At 69.5% G+C, this 20480-nt stretch carries 21 protein-coding genes and 1 pseudogene; 11 read left to right on the top strand and 11 right to left on the bottom strand.

The features are described 5' to 3' along the window. Positions 1 to 37 precede the first annotated feature (37 nt). Together ACIRA5_RS01935 and ACIRA5_RS01930 are read right to left on the bottom strand one after the other, a co-directional pair. On the bottom strand, positions 38 to 907 hold the full coding sequence (locus tag ACIRA5_RS01935) for an aldo/keto reductase family oxidoreductase (protein WP_403686273.1): 870 nt from the start codon (positions 905 to 907) through the stop codon (positions 38 to 40). 97 nt (positions 908 to 1004) lie between these two features. Beyond that, the gene (locus tag ACIRA5_RS01930; protein WP_403686272.1) at positions 1005 to 1712 is read right to left on the bottom strand and encodes an SDR family NAD(P)-dependent oxidoreductase; all 708 of its coding nucleotides are present in this window, start codon (positions 1710 to 1712) and stop codon (positions 1005 to 1007) included. A gap of 288 nt (positions 1713 to 2000) precedes the next feature. On the opposite strand from ACIRA5_RS01930, the gene ACIRA5_RS01925 reads away from it, so the two are divergent. Further along, complete coding sequence (locus ACIRA5_RS01925; RefSeq protein WP_403686271.1) at positions 2001 to 2765, top strand: dienelactone hydrolase family protein; 765 nt, start codon at positions 2001 to 2003, stop codon at positions 2763 to 2765. A 49-nt stretch (positions 2766 to 2814) separates the two neighbouring features. Here the strand turns inward: ACIRA5_RS01925 and ACIRA5_RS01920 are convergent, their stop codons facing one another. Further along, the gene (locus tag ACIRA5_RS01920; RefSeq protein WP_403687198.1) at positions 2815 to 3579 is read right to left on the bottom strand and encodes a hypothetical protein; all 765 of its coding nucleotides are present in this window, start codon (positions 3577 to 3579) and stop codon (positions 2815 to 2817) included. Between the two features lie 414 nt (positions 3580 to 3993). Here ACIRA5_RS01920 and ACIRA5_RS01915 point away from each other — a divergent pair, with 414 nt between their 5' ends. Next, complete coding sequence (locus ACIRA5_RS01915; protein WP_403686270.1) at positions 3994 to 4170, top strand: hypothetical protein; 177 nt, start codon at positions 3994 to 3996, stop codon at positions 4168 to 4170. A 465-nt stretch (positions 4171 to 4635) separates the two neighbouring features. Here the strand turns inward: ACIRA5_RS01915 and ACIRA5_RS01910 are convergent, their stop codons facing one another. From ACIRA5_RS01910 to ACIRA5_RS01900, 3 genes are all read right to left on the bottom strand, one after another. Next, positions 4636 to 5265: a hypothetical protein gene (locus tag ACIRA5_RS01910; RefSeq protein ID WP_403686269.1), complete on the bottom strand. Its 630-nt coding sequence runs from the start codon at positions 5263 to 5265 to the stop codon at positions 4636 to 4638. A gap of 134 nt (positions 5266 to 5399) precedes the next feature. After that, positions 5400 to 5690 carry a hypothetical protein gene (locus ACIRA5_RS01905; protein WP_403686267.1) on the bottom strand — a complete coding sequence of 97 codons (291 nt, stop codon included), beginning with the start codon at positions 5688 to 5690 and terminating at the stop codon, positions 5400 to 5402. A gap of 8 nt (positions 5691 to 5698) precedes the next feature. Beyond that, positions 5699 to 7189, bottom strand: a complete 1491-nt coding sequence (locus tag ACIRA5_RS01900) for a DEAD/DEAH box helicase (protein WP_403686265.1) — start codon at positions 7187 to 7189, stop codon at positions 5699 to 5701. 570 nt (positions 7190 to 7759) lie between these two features. Here ACIRA5_RS01900 and ACIRA5_RS01895 point away from each other — a divergent pair. The 3 genes and pseudogenes from ACIRA5_RS01895 to ACIRA5_RS01885 all read left to right on the top strand — a co-directional run. Beyond that, positions 7760 to 8113, top strand: a pseudogene (locus ACIRA5_RS01895) (RHS domain-containing protein); the annotation flags it as partial. Positions 8114 to 8193: 80 nt separating this feature from the next. After that, a complete protein-coding gene (locus ACIRA5_RS01890) occupies positions 8194 to 8412 on the top strand; it encodes a hypothetical protein (protein ID WP_403686263.1) in 219 nt (72 codons plus the stop codon). Positions 8413 to 8425: 13 nt separating this feature from the next. Continuing rightward, positions 8426 to 8758 (top strand): hypothetical protein, encoded by a 333-nt coding sequence (locus ACIRA5_RS01885; protein WP_403686261.1) that lies wholly within the window; start codon positions 8426 to 8428, stop codon positions 8756 to 8758. Positions 8759 to 8807: 49 nt separating this feature from the next. On the opposite strand, the gene ACIRA5_RS01880 is transcribed toward ACIRA5_RS01885, so the two are convergent. Next, complete coding sequence (locus ACIRA5_RS01880) at positions 8808 to 9230, bottom strand: YjbQ family protein (RefSeq protein WP_403686259.1); 423 nt, start codon at positions 9228 to 9230, stop codon at positions 8808 to 8810. A gap of 115 nt (positions 9231 to 9345) precedes the next feature. Between ACIRA5_RS01880 and ACIRA5_RS01875 the strand changes: the two genes are divergently transcribed. The 5 genes from ACIRA5_RS01875 (at position 9346) to ACIRA5_RS01855 (ending at position 13581) form a co-directional block, all read left to right on the top strand. Then, positions 9346 to 9456, top strand: a complete 111-nt coding sequence (locus tag ACIRA5_RS01875) for a putative leader peptide (protein ID WP_403686257.1) — start codon at positions 9346 to 9348, stop codon at positions 9454 to 9456. 132 nt (positions 9457 to 9588) lie between these two features. Then, positions 9589 to 10476 (top strand): ABC transporter permease, encoded by an 888-nt coding sequence (locus ACIRA5_RS01870; protein WP_403686255.1) that lies wholly within the window; start codon positions 9589 to 9591, stop codon positions 10474 to 10476. Beyond that, positions 10449 to 11240, top strand: coding sequence for an ABC transporter ATP-binding protein (locus ACIRA5_RS01865; RefSeq protein WP_403686253.1), 792 nt, complete (start codon positions 10449 to 10451; stop codon positions 11238 to 11240). The genes ACIRA5_RS01870 and ACIRA5_RS01865 overlap by 28 nt, the downstream gene beginning before the upstream one ends. A gap of 112 nt (positions 11241 to 11352) precedes the next feature. Beyond that, positions 11353 to 12369, top strand: a complete 1017-nt coding sequence (locus ACIRA5_RS01860) for an ABC transporter substrate-binding protein (protein WP_403686251.1) — start codon at positions 11353 to 11355, stop codon at positions 12367 to 12369. A gap of 114 nt (positions 12370 to 12483) precedes the next feature. Beyond that, complete coding sequence (locus ACIRA5_RS01855) at positions 12484 to 13581, top strand: NAD(P)-binding domain-containing protein (protein ID WP_403686249.1); 1098 nt, start codon at positions 12484 to 12486, stop codon at positions 13579 to 13581. 55 nt (positions 13582 to 13636) lie between these two features. Here the strand turns inward: ACIRA5_RS01855 and mltG are convergent, their stop codons facing one another. Together mltG and ACIRA5_RS01845 are read right to left on the bottom strand one after the other, a co-directional pair. Then, on the bottom strand, positions 13637 to 14545 hold the full coding sequence (mltG, locus tag ACIRA5_RS01850; protein WP_403686247.1) for an endolytic transglycosylase MltG: 909 nt from the start codon (positions 14543 to 14545) through the stop codon (positions 13637 to 13639). A gap of 43 nt (positions 14546 to 14588) precedes the next feature. Next, positions 14589 to 16388: an ABC transporter ATP-binding protein gene (locus ACIRA5_RS01845; protein WP_403686245.1), complete on the bottom strand. Its 1800-nt coding sequence runs from the start codon at positions 16386 to 16388 to the stop codon at positions 14589 to 14591. Between the two features lie 115 nt (positions 16389 to 16503). On the opposite strand from ACIRA5_RS01845, the gene ACIRA5_RS01840 reads away from it, so the two are divergent. After that, on the top strand, positions 16504 to 16959 hold the full coding sequence (locus tag ACIRA5_RS01840) for a MarR family winged helix-turn-helix transcriptional regulator (protein ID WP_067372629.1): 456 nt from the start codon (positions 16504 to 16506) through the stop codon (positions 16957 to 16959). A 129-nt stretch (positions 16960 to 17088) separates the two neighbouring features. Here the strand turns inward: ACIRA5_RS01840 and ACIRA5_RS01835 are convergent, their stop codons facing one another. Together ACIRA5_RS01835 and ACIRA5_RS01830 are read right to left on the bottom strand one after the other, a co-directional pair. Continuing rightward, positions 17089 to 18582 (bottom strand): cation:dicarboxylate symporter family transporter, encoded by a 1494-nt coding sequence (locus ACIRA5_RS01835; protein ID WP_403686243.1) that lies wholly within the window; start codon positions 18580 to 18582, stop codon positions 17089 to 17091. 153 nt (positions 18583 to 18735) lie between these two features. Continuing rightward, positions 18736 to 20445: a peptide-N4-asparagine amidase gene (locus ACIRA5_RS01830; protein ID WP_403686241.1), complete on the bottom strand. Its 1710-nt coding sequence runs from the start codon at positions 20443 to 20445 to the stop codon at positions 18736 to 18738. Positions 20446 to 20480: the final 35 nt, after the last annotated feature.

Genomic DNA, 20480 nt, shown 5'->3' with positions numbered 1-20480 from the left:
CCACGCCCGTACCCCGGGCGTGACGATCCCACGTTCCTCACACCGCGATCCCGTTCAGCTCGGCCAGTTCCTTCTCGGGAAGGACCAGGGCGGCAGCGGCGATGTTGTCACGCAGGTGCGCCACCGAGGAGGTGCCGGGGATGAGCAGGATGTTCGGGGAACGCTGCAACAGCCACGCCAGGGCGACGGCGACCGGAGTGGTCTCCAGCCGGCCCGCGACCGCGTGCAGGGTGTCCGACTGCAGCGGGGAGAAACCGCCGATGGGGAAGTAGGGCACGTAGGCGATGCCCTGCTCGGCCAGGGAGTCGATCAGCGCGTCGTCAGCGCGGTTCGCGAGGTTGTAGAAGTTCTGCACGCACACGACGGGCGCGATGGACTGGGCTTCCTTGATCTGCTCGGCGGAGACGGTACTGACACCGAGATGCCTGATCAGCCCCTCCTGCTGGAGCTCCGCAAGCACGGTGAACGGTTCGGCGAGCGAACCCGGCTCGGGAGCGTCCAGCCCTCCGACCCGCAGGTTGACGACGTCGAGTGCGTCCAGGCCGAGGTTCTCGAGGTTGCTGTGCACGGCCTGGCGCAGCTCGTCGCGCGACAGCGCCTTCGGCCAGCCTCCCTCGGCGTCCCGCAGTGCTCCGGCCTTGGTCACGATGTGCAGGCCGGCCGGGTAGGGGTGCAGCGCTTCCTTGATGATCTGGTTGGTGACGTACGGGCCGTAGAAGTCGGAGGTGTCGATGTGTGTGATCCCCCGCTCGACCGCCTCGCGCAGAACGGCCACGGCGGCGTCCCGGTCGGCCGGCGGCCCGAACACGTGCGGACCGGCGAGCTGCATGGCTCCGTAGCCCATGCGGGTGACCGTCAGGTCCTTGGCCATGGTGAACGTTCCGCCGGGAAGTGACTGCACGGTCATGTCGATGCTCCTGATCGTTCGGTGGGGCGATGGGGCGGTGGGGCTGAGTGGCGGTCGCGGGATCCGGCACGCGTACGTGGTGGCGTACCGGCTCGGACTACCAGGGAAGGGTGCCTTCGGCGTCGAAGAAGCCCCCGGTGGGACCGTCGGGGCCGATCTGCGCCATCCGTACGATGATCTCGGCGCCCTGCTCGACGGTCTGGATGCCGGTGTTCCCGTTCAGGTCGGTCTTGGTGAAGCCGGGCTCCACCGCGTTGATCCGCATGTTCGGGAACGCCTTCGCGTACTGCACGGTGATCATGTTGACGGTGGTCTTCGAAGCCGGGTAGGCGACGCCGGGGTAGGCGTACGCCGCAGTGCCCGCATCGCTCACCCGGGCCAGCGAGGCCAGCCCACTGCTGACGTTGACGACCACCGGGGCGGCCGAGGCCTGGAGCAGCGGGAGGAAGGCGTGGGTGACGCGCACCATGCCGAAGACGTTCGTCTCGAACGTCTCCCGCATCACATCGGCGGTCACCTCCGCGGCGCCGATCACGGAGTTGCCCTCGCCCCTGGACTCGATACCCGCGTTGTTGATCAGTACATCAAGCCCGCCCTCGGCCTCGATGGCCTTCACGGCGGCCTGCACCGACGCGTCGTCGGTGACATCGAGCTGGACGGCCCGGGCGCCCAGCTGTTCGGCGGCCCGGCGTCCGCGTTCGGCGTCCCGGCTGCCGACGTAGACCGTGTGGCCCGCGGCGACGAGCCGGCGGGCGGTTTCATGGCCGAGCCCCTTGTTCGCTCCGGTGATGAGTGTGGTCGTCATGACTCCACCCTGCGACCGGACGATGTGCGCAGCCAGTAGCCCGGTCTTCCTGGGACTGCCGGTACCAGGCTCGCACGCGTCCGGCGGCGCGCCAGGAATCCGTCCGCGCACGACGGCGGCTCCGGGCACGGGAACGACAGCGGGGCCCTGCCGAACCGACCGCACCACGAGTGCCAGACTGCACGACGGGACCGCCGCGATCAGGTGGCCGCGGAGATCCGCGCGGCACCCCGAAACACCCGGAAGACGCCCCGGAGACACCCGAGAGAAGAAGGAAGAGGGACGCCCATGACCGATGTACGTGACGTACGCGGAACCTCCGTGAACATCCCCACCCAGGACGGCTCGGCCGACGCCTATCTGGCCCACCCCGACGACAACACCGCCCACCCGGCGGTGCTGTTCTACATGGACGCCATCGGACTGCGCCCCCGGCTGAAGGAGATGGCCGACCGGCTCGCCGGGGCCGGCTACACCGTGCTGGTTCCCAACCTCCTCTACCGCCACGGTCCTGCCCCGGTGGTGGAGCTGCCCGACTTCATCGACGCGGCCCACCGTCCGGGGCTGTTCGGGCAACTCATGCCGCTCATCCAGGAGTTGACCCCCGACCTGGCCATGCGCGATGCCGACGCCTATCTGTCCTGGCTGGCGGCCTGCCCGCAGGCCGCCGACGGACCGGTCGGCACCACCGGCTACTGCATGGGCGCAGGCCTGGCCCTGCGCACCGCCGGCACCTACCCCGAGCGGGTCGCGGCCATGGCCGGCTTCCACGGCGCCCGGCTGGCGACCGACGCACCGGACAGCCCGCACCTGCTCGCCGGCCGTATCACCGCGGAGCTGTACTTCGGCCACGCCGACCAGGACGCCTCCCTGCCTCCCGAGCAGATCGAGCGCCTCGACAAGGCGTTCACCGAGGCGGGTGTCCGCCACCGCAGCGAGGTCTACACCGGCGCGCACCACGGCTACACCATGGCCGACACCGCCGTGTACGACGCCAAGGCCACCGAACGCCACTGGGCAGCCCTGCTCGACCTCTTCGAGCGCGCCCTCTGAACACGCCTCTCCTCCCCGACCGGGGACGGCCGTCCCCGGTCGGGGACCCTCAGCGCGATTGAGTCCTCGTGCCCTGCGTACGCCCCTCACCACGGGGCGGGAACAGCCGCTCCAGGCCGCTGCGTGACCATGCCGAGAAAAGCAGGGCGCCGAGGGATTCCCGCAGTCTTCGGCAGCGCCCGTGCAGCACCGCCAGGACGATCGCGGCGCCCACGGCGATCAGGTGCTCACGGCCTGCCAGATTGGGTTTGACGATCGACTCCCACACCATCGAGCCGCCGGTGAGCGCGAACACGATGGGGGCGCGCCGGATGACCGAGAGGTAGGTGAACAGTCCCACCACCGCGGCAGAGGGTCCGGTGTCGAGCACCTGCCCGATCTCGGGCGGCAGGCCGAGCCCCCACCAGCCCGGGCCGAGCGCGATCATCACGCGGACCGTGAGCGTGCCGGCCAGGGTGGTGGCGTACGCGATGAACAGTGTCCGGGCCCGGCCGAGGGCGAGTTCCGCGAGCGCGAAGGCGAAGAACAGCTGGGTGATGCCCGCCCACACGGGAAGGTCGAGAGCGGGCACGTACAGCGACACCGGAGTACGCAGCAGAGCCAGGGGCAGCGGCAGACAGGCCTTCACTCCGCCGGTCAGCCGCACGATCACCGCACCGGTGGGATGTTGGGCGAGCGCGTGGAAGAAGATGACCCCGAAGACGGCCACGAACGCCAGCAGGAGTCCGGACAGCCCACGGCGCACGAGTTGCCGTACCGGATCCACGACGATGCCGTGCCACTCGCCGTACAGCGTGCGCCCGACGAACGACACGAACCGGCGTAGCGGGTCGCGCGGCCGCGCGCCCGCGTCGTCACTCGCGGCGGACGGCGACCGGTCGTCGTCGAGCCCGTCGCCGTACGCATGAGCGTCTCCGGTATCACCGCGACGCTCGTCGACCGCCCAACCCAATGGTCTCTCCCCCAATCCCCCCCCCAGGACGCCTCATCGTATAGAGCGACAAAGCCCGCACCACGGAGCCCCCGGCCAGTGCCTGTTCCCCGTCTATTTGGTCCGTGCTCCGTTGCGACAGGGGTGTGCCGCGCGCGCCATTGCGACGTGTTGTGTGCGGTCGTGACGAGGGGACGCAGGTCTGAGCAGGGGGACGGGGCAGGGGAGCCGCGAATTCCGAGGTCACGGCTTGCGGACTACGCGGAAAGGGCGGGCCGACCGGCCGTGCCGGAGCCCGTGACGTCTTCGCGGGAGCGTCGACGACGGGCCCGGTCCGGACCATGGCGCGGCTTCCTGACCGCCGATCCGAAGGGCATCCGCTTCGCCCTGGCCTTCTCCGACGAACGGGCACTGGCCCGTTACGCCGTGGCACACGGCGAGGCGGCACGCGAGTGGGCAACGGGTTCGCGGTGAGGAGCGGACTGTCCGCGGGCCCCTACTACGAGACCGAGCGGTACGACGACCCAGCGCGTACGGCGGCGTGGACTACAGCCAGGAGTCGATGTCTCTGACACCGCGTACGGCCCTTACCTCGACGAAACCTTCGCCCCCCGAGGCCGGCCCACCTGGAGCGCTGTGATCTCCGTGTGCTGGACGAGAAGTGGCACCACTGCGCTTGGGTGGCAGTCACGGACCCGGTGGGCGAGCACCTGCCGTCACGCATCGCCGCGGTGACGGGCTCCCCCGAGCCCCTCGCCGTTTCGATGCACGGCCACCACCTGTGCGCCGCCTCGGCCCAAGAGGGCGACTACTCGGTCGTACGGCGCGCATTCTCCTGGCGGCACGGCCCTGCTCGCGGACCGACCTGCGGCCCGATGCCGGTGTCAGTTCCCAGTTGCCGGCTACCAGTTGCCAGGTGTCACGTGCTCCTGCGGATGCTCAGTCGGACACCGTCTCCTGCTGCGGCTCGGCCGACGCGGGCTCCGAGGTGACTGCCGTGGTGTAGAAGACCGACGAACCCTGCTTGGTGCGGTGAGCGTGGCTCTTGGCGACGAGTCCTTCGAGGGTGGTGCGCACGACCGTGGTCTTCACGCTCCGGTCGGGGTGGGCCTGTGTGAGCGCGGTGGTGATCTCGGCGGCGGAACGCGGCTCGCTCTGCTTCTCCAGGTGTCCTCGGATGAGCTCGACGAGGGTCGGCTTGGCGGCGGCCGGGGACGCCTTCACGGATGAGGTCTTGGCGGCGGGCTTCTTGGACGCCGTCTTCTTGGCGCCCGCGGCGGCCGCCTTCTTGCCCTTGCTCTGCTTGGGTTCGGCAGAGGCCTGGTGAGGCACGGTGGGCGCAGTCGCGGCCTCCGCCCCGGGGTCCGGGCTGGGACCACCGAGCGCGTCCTGCATGTTCACCAGCACGGTGTGATCGTGCTGCAGGGCACTCAACTGCTCCTGCAGGGCCTCGATCTCCGCAGCGACACGCTCCTGCTCCTTGGCATTGCGGTCGAGGTCGCCCGTCACTTGGGCGATGTACTGCGACGTGAGTTCTGTGGAGTGGGAAGGGGAGCTGACTTCAGTCATGACATGGGCCAATCACTCGCAGGACACAACTGCCACGGCCTGCAGCAGTGTAGAGATAGTACGCACGAGTGGAACCGGATGCTCCTGTCGCGCAGATATGTGCGACACATGTGCTTCCCGGGCCGACTCATGTGCTAGTGCGCCCGAACCGCCATGTGGCCTGCGATCGTGGGAAGTTGGCCGCTCTCGCCGCCGGCGACCGCTTCCTCGCTGAGCCGCAGCACCCTGGCCGTCCAGCGGTTGGTCAGCCCTTCGGCGATCAGGATCGCGAGCAGAAACCTCAGCCGTTTCCTTCCGCTGCCCATCCAGCCGGAGATGCGTTCGAGGCGTTCCAGACAGGTCACCGCGTCACTCGCGTGTCCCTCTTGCGTGTGAACCTCGGCGCGGGAGGGACACAGTTCGTCACGCACAGGTTCCGTTGCCACGCCTCGGCCTATGCGCCACGACGAACCCGAGCGGCCTTGCGGGCCTCGGCCGTCTGACGTGCCTCGGCGGCCCGGCGGGACTCGCCACCGGCGCGGCCCGGGCGGGTGCCCAGGCCCCGGAAGGGGGCACCGCCGCGCTCGGGTCGCTCCGCGGCCGGCCGGCTGCCGCCGATGGGAACACCGGAGGGAGCCTGCGCGCCGGTGATACGGCTCAACTCCGCCTCGCCGGAACGGACCTGGGTGACATGTGGCCGGATGCCCGCGTCGGACATGAGACGGATCATGTCGCGGCGCTGGGCGGGCACCACGAGCGTGACGACGCTGCCGGACTCCCCGGCGCGGGCGGTACGGCCGCCTCGGTGCAGGTAGTCCTTGTGGTCGCTGGGCGGGTCGACGTTGACGACGAGGTCGAGATCGTCGACATGGATACCGCGGGCAGCGACGTTGGTCGCCACAAGGACCGTGATGTGACCGGTCTTGAACTGGGCCAGCGTGCGCGTGCGCTGGGGCTGTGACTTGCCGCTGTGCAGTGCCGCGGCTTTCACCCCACTGCCCAGCAGGTGCCTGGTGAACTGGTCGACAGCGTGCTTGGTGTCCAGGAACATGAGCACACGCCCGTCGCGGGCGGCGATCTCCGTGGCGGTGGCGTACTTGTCGGCGCCATGCACCTGCAGTACGTGATGCTCCATCGTGGTCACCGCGCCCGCCGAGGGATCGACCGAGTGCACCACCGGGTCATGGAGATATCGACGGACCAGGAGGTCGATGTTGCGGTCCAGGGTGGCGGAGAACAAGAGGCGCTGACCGTCGGGGCGCACCTGGTCCAGCAGCTGGGTGACCTGGGGCATGAAACCCATGTCGGCCATCTGGTCGGCCTCGTCCAGGACGGTGATGCTCACCCGGTCGAGGCGGCAGTCATTGCGCTCGACGAGATCGGTGAGCCGGCCCGGGGTCGCGACGACGACCTCGACCCCGGCCCGCAGCGCGGCGGCCTGCCGCCCGATCGACATACCACCGACCACGGTGGCCAGTCGCACCTTGAGCAGCTGGGCGTACGGAGTGAGCGCGTCGGTAACCTGCTGGGCCAGCTCGCGGGTGGGAACGAGGATCAGGGCGCGCGGCTTGCGGGCCTCCGCCCGCTGTCCTGCCGTGCGCACGAGGAGCGCGAGGCCGAAGGCGAGCGTCTTGCCCGATCCGGTGCGCCCGCGACCCAGGACGTCGCGTCCCGCGAGGGAGTTCGGCAGCGTGGCGGCCTGGATCGGGAAGGGCTCGTTCACTCCGAGGCTGGTGAGCTTGTTCAGCAACTCGACGGGGAGATCCAGCTCACCGAAGGCCGCGACCGGAGGAAGGGCCGGGGTGATGGTCTCCGGCAGCGCGAACTCGCCCTGCGGTGCGGCGGGACGGCGGCCGTCGCCGCCTGAACGGGCGCCGGGGCGACCCTGGGCGCCCTGCCGACGGGGCTTGGCGAAACGGTCACTCGTGCGAGCTGAGCGGTTCATGGAGAACCTTCCTCGATATGGCACGTATCGAGGAATTCTCGGCAGCGATGAACCGAATGAATTGCAAGAACGAACCGAATCCGACTTCCGGGCGGTACCCAGGGGTCCACGCTCTGCGAAATGCAAAAATGCCCGACGACATAAAGTCATCAAAGGCACTTGGATTTTACGCGAACCACAACTGGCCTCAACTTTAGCACGGCACGCGCGTCCGGACACGAAAAGTACCATTACCCGACCGGCAGGCCGGCCGATCGAGCCCACGCAGGCCTGCCCAGCGGGCTCTCCCAGGCGCCGTCAGGCCACCCGAGCGGCGGGGCGGGGCGCCGGGACCTCGAGGTCGTGGGGATACAGCGCCGACCGGTGCTGGAAGGAGAGGGTCTTCGGATTCTGGATCACGCCATCGCGAATTTCGATGGCGTTTCCAGTGATTCATGGTCGCCCAGGCGTGAGAACCAAGGAGTCCGTCAACGCGGGGCGCGGGACGGAATACGGATGACGGCATGCAAGGTGCGCTGGGTAGCGCCACCGTACCCCCGTCCGCCCACGGGGGACTCCGCCGGATCATGAACCCCCGTGCGTGCCACCGGCTGGACCGAGACCTACGCCTACGACGCGGCAGGCAACCAGACCACGGCCACCTGGCCCGCCTCCCACCCAGGTCACCACTCCCGACGGGACGGTGTGGCGCTACACGTACGCCCCGAAGGGGCGGCGTACGGCGAAACTCCGCATGGCGGCGGACGCCACGACGGTCGTCGAGCGCGTGACGTTCACCTGGACTCCCGGTTCTTCGCCATCGTCACCGACCTCGTCGGCACCCCACGCGAACTCGTCGACGAACACGGCGACATCGCATGGCGGACCCGAAGCACCCTCTGGGGCACCACCACGTGGAACGCGAGCGCGACCACGTACACCCCCTGCGCCCGGGTCGTAATGCCGGAAGTAGTTGCGCGGATACGACCGGGCGCACACGGGCGCGAACGGCGTTCCCGAACGACTTGCGGACCACCGGCCTGTCCCCCGACCAGATCGAGCAGGGAATCGTCAACTCCGTCTACGACCACATGATGAACGGCGGGACCATGCCCCGTGTGGGGCCGGGCTTCACCGGTCCCATGGACGGATCGGTGAAGATCGGTGGCCATGACATCGGCTACCGCGTCTCCCAGACACCCGACTCCGTGTACCGTCTGGCCACATACTGGCTCAACCCGTGAACGAAGATGGATCATGCCTGAACTGACGCAGCCGACAGAAGAACTGATCAGTTCGACTTACGCGGAGGATGCGCCGCGCATCCCGGCCCCGGTCCGGGACTTCATCGAGAAGATCACGTTCGCCACTCCTGAAGAAATCCTCCCGGCGCTGCGCGGCGCATGGGCCGAGGACTGGATGGCCATGCCGGTCTGGGCCCGCAATCTCGCGTACCGGCTGGCCTGCCTGCAGCGCCCGGACGATCCCGAACTGCTGCGCGAGGCAGCGGCCGATCTCCTCTCTTTCGGACCCGACTGGGATCATTTCGTGGAAGAGCTGAAGGCTCGGGCCACCCGCCTGGACAGCTGATTCCCACGACCGACGCCGAACTCCCGCACACACGTCGGCCAGGAACGCTCTAGCCCAGAAACGACAACCGCACCTGCCGCCGAGGATTGTCCCGGTTCGTGTCCACCAGGCACACCGACTGCCACGTCCCCAGTTCCAGCCTCCCGCCCAGCACGGGAAGCGTCGCGTGGGGCGGGACGACGGCGGGGAGTACGTGGTCACGGCCGTGCCCGGGGCTGCCGTGGCGGTGCTGCCAGCGGTCGTCCGCGGGCAGCAGGGAGTGCAGCGCGGCGAGGAGGTCGTCGTCGCTTCCGGCGCCGGTTTCGATGATCGCGACACCGGCGGTGGCGTGGGGCACGAAGACATTCAGGAGGCCGTCGCGGCCCGCCGCCGCCTCTCGGAGGAAGGCCTCGCAGTCGCGGGTGAGGTCGAAGACCGTCTCCGCCGAACCGGTGGTGACGTTCAGGACTCGGGTGATGAAGGCATCGGGCATGACCCGATTCTCACCCGCCCGCGGCTTCCGCACACGACCGACAGCTCGCGCCCGTGCCCACGCGTCCGATTGCACTGCATACGCGTTCCGTTCCGCGAGACACCATTGACCGGGCATGGACCACCTGGCTACTTTCACCCGCATGTTGCGTTCAGCCATGCTCACCACGCGCGGTCACATCGACCTGCTGCGGGTGGCCTCCGCCGCGTGTCACCGCGGCCGCTGACGCCCTTTCACTCCCCCGTTCCGCCCCGCCCTCGCTCCGCTCCACCCGCACGTCGCGGCTCCGCCTGAGCCGCTGACGCGGCGGAGCCATGGCGTATTCCTCTCCGGCCGCTCTCCTCCCCGTGGAGCACTCATGAGCATCAGCCACGCCCCGCCCACCCCCTCCGAGCCCGATATTTCGGACATCTCCAGGAGTGGTGCGGCCCAGCCGGCGCCACCCGAGCTCGTTCCGATCGTCCCCCTCTCCACCCGCCGCACCCGTGTACCCCGCTGGCTGCGCCGCACCTCCGGCCCGCTCCTGCTCTTCGCGCTGTGGCAACTCCTCAGCAGCACAGGGGTGTTGACCCCAGACATCCTCGCCTCGCCGGGCACCATCGCGCGGGGCGTCGGCCATCTGATCGCCGACGGTTCGCTGCCCAACGCGATGGGCGTCTCCGTGCAGCGCGTCGCGGTGGGGCTGTTGCTCGGAACCCTCGTCGGTACCGGACTCGCGCTCGTCTCCGGGCTCTTCCGGATCGGCGAAGACCTCGTGGACGCGAGCGTCCAGATGCTGCGGACAGTGCCCTTCGTGGGACTGATCCCGCTGTTCATCATCTGGTTCGGGATCGGCGAGGCCCCGAAGATCGCGATCATCACGCTGGGGGTGTCCTTCCCCCTCTATCTGAACGTGTACGCCGGTATCCGCGGCGTCGATTCCCAGCTCATCGAGGCCGGGGAGTCCCTCGGACTCTCGCGGTGGGGGCTCGTCCGGCATGTCGTACTGCCGGGCGCGCTACCTGGGGCGATGACCGGTCTTCGCTACTCCCTCGGTATCGCCTGGCTCGCGCTCGTCTTCGCCGAGCAGATCAACGCGGACGCCGGAATCGGTTTCCTCATGGTGCAGGCCCGTGACTTCCTGCGGACCGATGTGATCGTGGCCTGCCTGATCGTCTACGCCTTCCTCGGCCTGCTCGCCGACTTCATCGTCCGCTCCCTGGAAAGGCTGCTGCTGCAATGGCGACCGACGTTCACGGGCCGGTGACCCTCCAGAAGGGCGCCACCGCCCAGCAGAAGACCGCGACCGGCCGGCAACACCCGAGCGCCCAGGCCTCCGCCGTACGCGTGCACGGGCTCACCCGCTCCTTCGACGGGCGCGCCGTCATCGACGACCTCCAACTCGACGTGCGTCCGGGCGAGTTCGTGGCCCTGCTCGGCCGCAGCGGTTGCGGCAAGTCCACGCTGCTGCGCATCCTCGCCGGGCTCGACCGTGATATCGAGGGCACCGTGCTGGTCCCGCGGCGCAAGGCCGTCGCGTTCCAGGCGCCCTGGCTGATGCCATGGAAGAAGGTGTGGCGCAACGTCCTGCTGGGGCTGCCCGGCAAGCCCGAACGCGCCGTCGCCGAGCAAGCGCTGACCGAGGTCGGACTCACTCACCGCGCGAACGCCTGGCCCAAGACGCTCTCCGGCGGCGAGGCGCAACGCGCCTCGCTGGCCCGTGCGTTGGTCCGCGAACCCGATCTGCTGCTGCTAGACGAGCCGTTCGGCGCGCTGGACGCCCTCACCCGCATCAAGGCACAGCGGCTGGTCGGCGAACTGTGGCGGCGCCGCGGCTGTGCCGTGCTGCTGGTCACGCACGACGTCGAGGAGGCCGTGCTGCTCGCCGACCGGGTCCTCGTCATGGACGGCGGTGTCATCGCGTACGAGACGCAGGTCGATCTGGACCGCCCGCGCGACATCGCCGACCCCCGCTTCGCCGACCTGCGTGCCGGCCTCCTGGAGCGCCTGGGCGTGGACACCGTCGCCTGAGCTCCTCCTCCCCTCTCAGTCGCCCTTCGCCATCGCCTCACCCTCACTTCACCGTCACCTCGCCTCACCTCGCCTCACCTCACCTCGCCCGAACCAATCGAACGGAATCGTCATGCGCCGACACCTCGTCCCCGCCGCTCTGCTCCTGCCTCTGACCCTGCTCCTGGCCGCCTGCGGCGGGAACTCGGCCGCCGACACCGCTGGTGCCGGAACGGATGGCAAGGGTTCCCTCACGCTCAACGTCGGTGACCAGAAGGGAGGTTCCGAGGCGGTGCTGCGGGCGGCCGGAGAACTCAAGAACCTCGACTACAAGATCAAGTGGTCGACGTTCACCTCCGGGCCGCCCCTCCTGGAGGCCGTCAACGCCAAGGCCGTCGACATCGGCGGCGTCGGCAACACCCCGCCCGTCTTCGCGGCCGGCGCGGGCTCGAAGGTCTCGGTGGCGGCCGCCTGGCACGGCACGTCCAAGGGCGAGGCCATCCTCGTACCGAAGAACTCGTCACTGCGGACGCCCGAGGAGCTCAGGGGCAGGTCCATCGCCGTGGCGCAGGGTTCGTCCGCGCACTTCCAGCTGATCGCCTCGCTCAAGGAGGTCGGTCTGAAGCTGAGCGATGTGAAGGTCACGTATCTGCAGCCCGCCGACGCGCTCGCCGCGTTCACCGGCGGCAAGGTGGACGCGTGGGCGGTGTGGGACCCGTACACCTCACAGGTCCTCAGTACCAAGCAGGGCCGGATCCTGGCCGACGGGGACGGCGTCGTCAACGGGCTGAGTTTCCAGGTGGCGGCGCCGAGTGCACTGAAGGACACCAGGAAGGCCGCGGCCGTCAAGGACTATCTGGAGCGGCTGCGGCGCGCCCAGGACTGGGTGTACCGGCATCCGGACGCCTGGGCCAAGGTGTGGGCGAAGGACACCGGCCTGCCGTACGAGGTGGCGCTCGCCTCGGTGAAGCGCACCAACGCCAGCCGGATCGCGGTCGCCGTCGACGAGCCGCTCATCGCGTCGGAGCAGCAGATCGCGGACACCTTCACCGAGCTGAAGCTGATCCCGGGCAAGGTCGACTTCGCCGCCTTCGTGGACACGCGCTTCAACGGCGGCCTGCCCCCCTCCACCACCACGCCCCGCGTCTGACAAGGACTCCTGAGGACCGTCCCTCCAGGTTCCCGGCCGGCAGATCGCGCGTCGAGTGGCTCACAGGCGTCGCCGTTCGGGAAGATCCCGCACCCCGGTCGAGTTGGTGGAAGCGTGAACAACACCGGGGCGCAGGCGCGTGAAGTCCGCGAGGTCGATGTCGTCGTCATAGGCGCTGGGCAGGCAGGACTGTCCAGCGCCTATCACCTGCGGCGGAGCGGTTTCGAGCCCGAACGGGACTTCGTGGTGCTGGATCACGCACCGCGTCCGGGCGGCGCCTGGCAGTTCCGGTGGCCGTCACTGACGTACGGCAAGGTGCACGGGATGCACTCCCTGCCCGGGATGGAGCTGGAGGACGCCGACCCGGCGCGGCCGTCCTCCGAGGTGATCGCGGAGTACTTCGACACCTACGAGCGCACCTTCGACCTGCGGGTGAGGCGGCCGGTGGACGTGCGGGCCGTGCGGGAGGGTGCCGGCGGGCGGCTGTTGGTCGAGTCCTCCGACGGTACGTGGTCGACGCGGGCGCTGATCAATGCCACGGGCACCTGGGACCGGCCGTTCTGGCCGCGCTATCCGGGCCAGGAGACCTTCCGGGGGCGGCAGTTGCACACGGCGCAGTACCCGGGGCCCGAGGAGTTCACCGGGCAGCGGGTGATCGTCGTGGGCGGCGGCGCGTCCGGCACTCAGCATCTGATGGAGATAGCCCCGTACGCGGCCGCGACCACCTGGGTGACACGGCGGCCGCCCGTCTTCCGTGAGGGACCCTTCACCGAGGACGTGGGGCGCGCGGCCGTCGCGCTCGTGGAGGAACGGGTACGGCAGGGACTGCCGCCCAAGAGTGTCGTGTCGGTGACGGGGCTGCCGCTGAACGACGCGATCCGGCAGGCGCTGGCCGACGGCGTGCTGGACCGGCAGCCGATGTTCGACCGGATCGCCCCGGACGGTGTCGAGTGGGCGGACGGGCGTCACGTCGACGCGGACGTCATTCTGTGGGCGACCGGTTTTCGCGCCGCCCTCGATCATCTGACGCCGCTGCGGCTGCGTGAGCCGGGCGGCGGCATCCGCGTCGAGGGGACGCGCGCGCTCGCCGATCCCCGGATCCATCTGGTCGGGTACGGGCCTTCCGCCAGCACGATCGGCGCCAACCGGGCCGGGCGCGCGGCGGTACGGGACATCAGGCGGTTGCTGGCGGGAGTGACCGTCGGCGCCTGATGCCCCGTGGCCGGCTCGGAGACCTGGTGGGCGGTGTCGAGGCGGGCAGCGGGCCTCAGCTCGGGGCGGAGGCGGAGGGCGAGCCCGGAACCGGGGTCGAAATCGAGGTCGAGGGTGCGTGCGAGGTCGAGGGTGAGGCACTCCTCCGGAGCCGGTTGAATTCGGCGACGTTCCTCTGCTGCTCCTCGTAGCTGGCCGTGAACCGGGTGTCGCCCGGCTTGACCGTGACGAAGTACAGCCAGTTGCCCGGGGTGGGGTTGATCGCGGCACGCATCGCGGCCTGGCCGGGGTTGGAGATCGGTGTGGGTGGCAGCCCCATGCGCTGGTACGAGTTGTAGGGGCTCTCGAGCTTCGTGTCGTTCGTGGTCGTGGTCGGCGTGAAGCGGTTCAGCGCGTAGTCGAGGGTCGCGTCCATCTGCAGCGGCATGCCCCGCTCCAGGCGGTTGAAGATGACCCGGGCCACCTTGCCCATGTCGGCCTTGGTGGAGGTCTCGGCCTGGATGATGCTCGCGATGGTGATCGCCTGATAGAGGTTCATCGCGTTGCGCTGGGCACCCGCGGTGAGGGGGCTGCCGCTGAACTTCTTGTTCGCGGTGTTCACCATGAGCGCCAGCAGGGACTCGGGGGTCACCGTCTTGTCGAGGTGGTACGTCGCCGGATAGAGGTACCCCTCGGGGTTGCCCTCCGCGTCGTTGGGCAACTTGAGGTTGGCCTTGGCCAGGGACTTCTTGGTGGATCCCAGGGGCAGCGCGAGGGCCTTGTCGACAGCCTCGTAGACCTGGCCGGTGCGCCAGCCCTCCGGGATGACGAGGGACGTGGGTCGCGTCTCCTCGTCCTCCGTGGTCAGGGTGAGCAGCGGCACCGTCACGGCGGTGGCCGCCACGACGGCTCCGGTCGCGATGAGGGCGACCCGGCCCCGGCGCGTCAGTCGAATCGTGCTCCGTGGCGGAGTGTTCATCTGCATGCGGGCACGGTAACCCGCTAAAGCCTACAAACCCGGCATATCGTCATCTTGTCGGCTCCAGTTCGGCGTCCCGGTGGACCAGCGCCGCATAGCGCCCCTCCCGCTCCAACAACTCCTCGTGCGTGCCGCGTTCGACCGCACGGCCGGAGTCCAGGACGACGATCTGGTCGGCGCCACGGATGGTGGAGAGCCGGTGCGCGATGGTCAGCGTGGTCCGGTTGGCCGACAGGGCGTCGATGGCCTCCTGCACGGCGTACTCCGTACGGGTGTCCAGGGCGCTGGTCGCCTCGTCGAGGATGAGGACCGGCGGGTCCCGCAGGATCGTGCGGGCGATGGCGAGGCGCTGCTTCTCGCCGCCGGAGAACCGGTGGCCGCGTTCACCCACGACCGTGTCGTACCCGTCGGGCAGTGAGGCGATGTGGTCGTGGATCTGGGCCGCCCTCGCCGCCGCCTGCAACTCCTCGTCGGTGGCGTCGGGCCTGGCGAAGCGCAGGTTGTCCGCGACCGAGGCATGGAAGAGGTACGTCTCCTGGGAGACGACGCCGATCCCGCGGGCGAGCGTGTCGAAGTCGAGGTCCCGTACGTCGACGCCGTCCAGCGTGACGCGGCCGCCCGTGACGTCGTACAGCCGTGGCACGAGATAGCTGAGCGTGGACTTGCCGGAGCCGGTCGGGCCGACGACGGCGAGGCTGCCGCCCGCGGGGACGGTGATGTCGATGCCCTCGAGGATCGGGCCGCTCTTGTCGTCGTAGCGGAATTCGACGTCCTCGAAACGGATCTCACCCTTGACCTGGTCGAGGTGGATCGGGCGCTCCGGCTCGGTGATGTCGATGGGCAGGTCGAGGTACTCGAAGATGCGCTGGAAGAGCGCGAGCGAGGTCTGGATCTGGACGCCGGTGGACAGCAGGCTGACCGTCGGCCGGAACAGGCCCTGCTGGAGCGAGACAAAGGCGACGAGCGTGCCGATCGACACGGACGGGCCGCCGAACTGGAGGGCCATGCCCGCGGCCCAGTAGATGACGGCCGGCATGGCGGCCATGACGATGCCGATGACGGACATGCGCCAGCGGCCCGCCATGTTCGACTTCACCTCGAGGTCGACCAGGCTGTCGGACTCGGCCTCGAACGCCTTGGTGAGCGAGTCGCCGCGGCCCATGGTGCGGCCGAGCAGGATGCCGCTGACGGAGAGCGACTCGGTGACGGTGGCGGCCATCGCGGCCATCTGCTTCTGGCGCTGGGTCGCTATTTTCTTGCGTTCGTTGCCGACGCGTCGGCTGATCCACACGAAGACCGGCAGCAGGAGCAGCGAGACCACGGTGAGCCGCCAGTCCAGGGCGACCATCGCGACGATCGTGGCGACCACACTGGTGAGGTTGGAGACCAGCGAGGTGGCGGTGGAGGTCACGGTCGCCTGCATGCCGCCGATGTCGTTGGCGATGCGGGACTGGACCTCGCCGGTGCGGGTCCGGGTGAAGAAGGCGAGCGACATGCGCTGCAGCCGGCCGTAGACGGCGGTGCGCAGGTCATGCATGACGCGCTGGCCGACGGTCGTGGAGATCAGGGTCTGCAGGACACCGAAGATGCTGGTGACGACCGCACTGAGGATCATGCCGAGCGCGAGCAGGCTCAGCAGACCGGTGCGGCCCTGGGGGATCGCGACGTCCAGGGTCTCCTTCAGCAGGAAGGGGGTCGCGACGGTGACGAGGGACGACGCGCCGACCAGCAGGCCGACGATCGCGAGGCGGCCGCGGTAGGGCCGGAACAGCTTCAGGATGCGGCGCACCTGCCGTGGCTGTTCGCCCTCGGCGGGTGACGGGGTCCAGGTGGATTGGTCGGGACGCATGGGCTCCTACGGGAGGTGAGACGACGGTGACACAGGGCAGGGAAACAATGACTGGCGGAGCTTAGCTCATTGTTACCTATACTCACAATGAACCGCATCCTGTTATTGTTCCCGTATGACCACCCCCGATGCCGACGGCCTGCTCGCCGAGCAGTTGCTGCGGCTGACCCGACGTGTGCACCGCATCCAGAAGCGGCACCTGGAGCAGCGCGAACTGGGCATCACCCCGGCCCAGTCCCGGCTGCTGCGCACGCTCGCGCACTACAGCTCACCGCCGCGCATGGCGGATCTCGCCGAGCGCCTGGAGGTGGTGCCCCGGGCCGTGACCACGCTGGTCGACGGCCTGGAGGCGAGCGGGAAGGTGCGTCGGGTCCCCGATCCCACCAATCGGAGGGTGATCCGGATCGAGGTCACGGACGAGGGGCGCGAGGCACTGCGCGAGCTGCGCGGCGCACGCCGGTCGGCCGCGGAGGAGATCCTGGCGCCGTTGACGGACGAGCAGCGCGAGGTGCTCGGGGGGCTGCTGGACACGCTGGTGGACGGCATGCCCAGGCTTGAGCACCGCTGCTGAGGGGGTTGCCGCGGGCGGCCTCGTCACGCGGCGGACAACGCGACGGGCCGCGGCCCCACTCCGTACGACTGGAGTGCGTGCGCGCGGCCCGTTCCGGAGGCGCCGGGGCGGTGCCCCGTCCCGGGTCGGTCAACCGGCCTCGGGGGCAGGCCCCTTGGCCGACCGGGCGGGGACTTCCGGCTCGACCGAATGGACGGGGACTTCCGGCCTGACCGAGTGGGCGGGGACTTCCGCCTTGGTCGAACGGCCGGGGGCTTCCGCCTTGGTCGACTCGGGCCCCGGTTCTTCCGTCGGCGACTGCCGCGTCGGCGGCTCGTCATCCTCCTCCACGAACGCGATCTCGCCGTCCAGCATCTTCTTCGCCCGTTCCGTGTCGAGCGCACCCTCCCAGCGGGAGACCGCGAAGACGGCGACGCAGTTGCCGAGGAGGTTGGTCGCGACGCGCATCGAGTCCATGATGCGGTCCACGCCGAGGAGGAGGGCGACGGCTCCGGCGGGGATGACACCGAGCGAGGAGGCCGTCGCCGACAGAGCGAGGAAGGCGGAACCCGGCACACCCGCCATGCCCTTGCTGGTCAGCATGAGAACGAGGACGACCGTGATCTGCTGGCCCAGGCTCAGATCCACGCCCACCGCCTGCACGATGAACAACGTGCCGATCGACAGGTAGATCGAGGCGCCGTCGAGGTTGAAGGAGTAGCCGGTGGGCAGGACCAGGCCCACGGCGTCGTCGCGGCAGCCCGCCTGGCGCAGCTTCTGCATCATGCGCGGCATGACGGTCTCGCTGGAGGCGGTTCCGAGCGCGAGCAGCATCTCCTCGCGGGTGTAACGGACGAACTTCCACAGGCTGAGCCCCGTGACCGCCTTCAGAGCGACGGCGAGGAGCGCGAGGAACACCAGCGCGACCGCGTAGCACAGGACGATCAGCTTGCCGTACGTCTTGATGACGCCGAGCCCGTACTCCCCCACCAGATGGACCATCGCGCCGAACACCGCGAGCGGTGCCAGCTTCATGAGGAAGCCGACGATCGCGAAGACGACGTCCTGGACCTGCTCGACGGCCGGCAGCACCTTGGGCACCTTGGAGTTGCCGAGGTGAAGCAGTGCCGCGCCCACCAGGCAGGCGAGGACGAGGACTTGGAGCAGGGAGTTCTCGGCGAAGGCCCCGACCGCGCTCTGCGGCAGCGCGTTCAGGATGAACTCGCCGGTCGACGGCAGCGAGCCGCCGCCGGTCCTGCCGTCGACCGCCGAGGCGTCGAGCTTCGAGGGGTCGGCGTGCATGCCCGAGCCCGGGCCGACGACGTTCGCCGCGATCAGACCGAGGAGCAGTGCGGCGGTGGACGCGACCTCGAACCAGACCAGGGCCTTGAGCCCGATCCGGCCGAAGGCCTTCAGGTCACCGGCCTTGGTGATGCCGACGACCACCACACAGAACACGAGCGGTGAGATGACCGCCTTGATGAGGCGTACGAAACCGTCCCCGAGCGGCTGGAAGGTCGTGGCCGTGTCCGGCCACAACCTTCCTACGACGATTCCGAGTACGAGCGCACAGGCGACCTGCGCGAACAGTGAGGTACGCAGTATGCGTGCGACGCGTCGCGGGGACGGTACGGACGGCGGCACGGGCACTCCTCCAGAGGGGACTTCTGGTATGCGGAAACTTCCTTCCGCAGCGATCACTCTTGAGGAGTTGCCGGTGCCGCCGGATACCTCTGTGTCACGTCCATGTAAATCCTGGAACAGACGTGCCGTTCCGCGCGCGGGGCCCCAGCAGGCTCAGCAGTCGCCGCGATCGCGCGTCAGCACTCCCTGCGCGGTGACCAGAACGCGGTCGTAGCAGCCGTCCGAGCCGTACAGCCGGTACCGCTCGCTTGTCGTACCGACCGCATGCCGTTGGTCGCGGGGCACGTTCGCGGTGTACGTCGCGTCTCCCGCGTACGTGTCGTCGAGCCGGGACCACGTGATGCGCCGGCCGCCGCGCGTCTCGTCGGCCGCGGCCCGGTCGCCGAGCGTCAGCACAGTCCGCAACCGGTCGTCCGCGGCGAGCGTCGTGGTGCCGTCCATGGTGTACGTGCGGTGGGTGCGCCGCACGCCGACCGGTCCGCGCCCATCGACGGTGACCGTCTCGTCGTCGGTCCAGGTGGCCTTGAGCGCGTCCGTGTTCTCGCCGTCGGTCCAGTGGTGCGCGGAGGTGTTGGCGAGTGTGCGGCGCACGGTGGTCCACACCCGGCCGTGCGAGGTGTCGACGTATCCGGCGGTCGTCAGCCAGTGTCCGCCCACGGTGTCGAGCCGCTCTTGTGAACCAGGTGTGTACGTCGAGGAGTTGGTGAGGTCGCCCGCCCTGACCTCGGTGAGCGCGCCGCTCACGTGCGCGCGCTTCGCGTCCTGCCAGACGAGGACGTCGACCGGGGCGCTCCAGCCGGACTGGCCCGCGGGGACGCCCACGACGGAGACGTCGATCCGGTGCGGGCGACCGTCGTTGAGGACACCGGCGTAGGGCGTGAGGTCGTATTCGATCGGCTTGATGTCGAAGGCGCGTGGGCCCGGGATCACGTACCAGAGGAAGGGGTTGGACCAGCCGCCGGTCCACACGGTCGGGAACGGCTCCGCGATGCCCGCGAGTTGGCCGTCCACCTTGATCTGCACCTCGCGATAGGGGCCCTTGTCCGCCTTGCAGGAGTACGGGGCGGGGTCGGGCACCGTCAGGTACCAGTACTCCTCGCAGCCGCCACCGGAGCCGGTCGCGTACACCTCGGCGACGATGCGCTCGCTGTTGCGCGGGGTGGTGAGGGTGCCGTCCTGGAGGGTGAGGACACGGTCGGGGGTCGCGGCGGACTTCACCGCGCCGCCCTGCGCGTAGAAGGTCAGGGTCACCTTCACGTCGAGGACTCCGGTGTACGTGTCGTCGACGACGTTCCCGATGAGCATCTCGACGTCGCCGCCGCGCCGGAACGTGTCGCTGTACCTGGTCACGTCCTTCTCGACGGACCACTCGATGCCGTCGGGCGAAGGCTCCGGGGTGGAGGTACGGAAGATCTCCACGCCGCCGATGTGCAGATAGCCGAGCCGGTCGAACTGGCGCCCCTTGACGTTGCCGTCGAGTCGCAGGACGACCTTGCTCCAGCGGTCGCCGCAGCCGCTCGGCGGTGTGTACGTGCCCCGGTACGGCGTGAAGTCACGGAACTGCGCCTCGGCGACCGTCACCGCGCAGGACGTGGTGGCCGGTCTCGCCACCGGCGGGGCGGCGGTCAGCGGGTCGTGCCAGTCGGTGCCGAACTCGGCGGGCGTGTCAGCGGCAGTCCCGGCGGGCGCATCGAAGGGCGCGTCGCGGGGCGTGGCGGCGACCCGGTCCGTCGACCGGGCGGGGGAGGCGGCGGGCCGGGCTGCGTCCGCCGGCACTGCCGCCGGGGCCGGGCCCGCTCCCAGGAAGGTACTCGCCGAGAGGATCACTCCGGCGAGCATGGACATGACGATCCGTCTTCTCATGTGCGGTGTTCTACGGGGGAGTCGGCCCGCCCGCA

Source organism: Streptomyces sp. NPDC096311, from assembly GCF_044763085.1.
In the GTDB taxonomy this organism is placed as follows: Bacteria; Actinomycetota; Actinomycetes; order Streptomycetales; family Streptomycetaceae; genus Streptomyces.
This window is presented reverse-complemented; position numbering and strand designations above follow the sequence as displayed.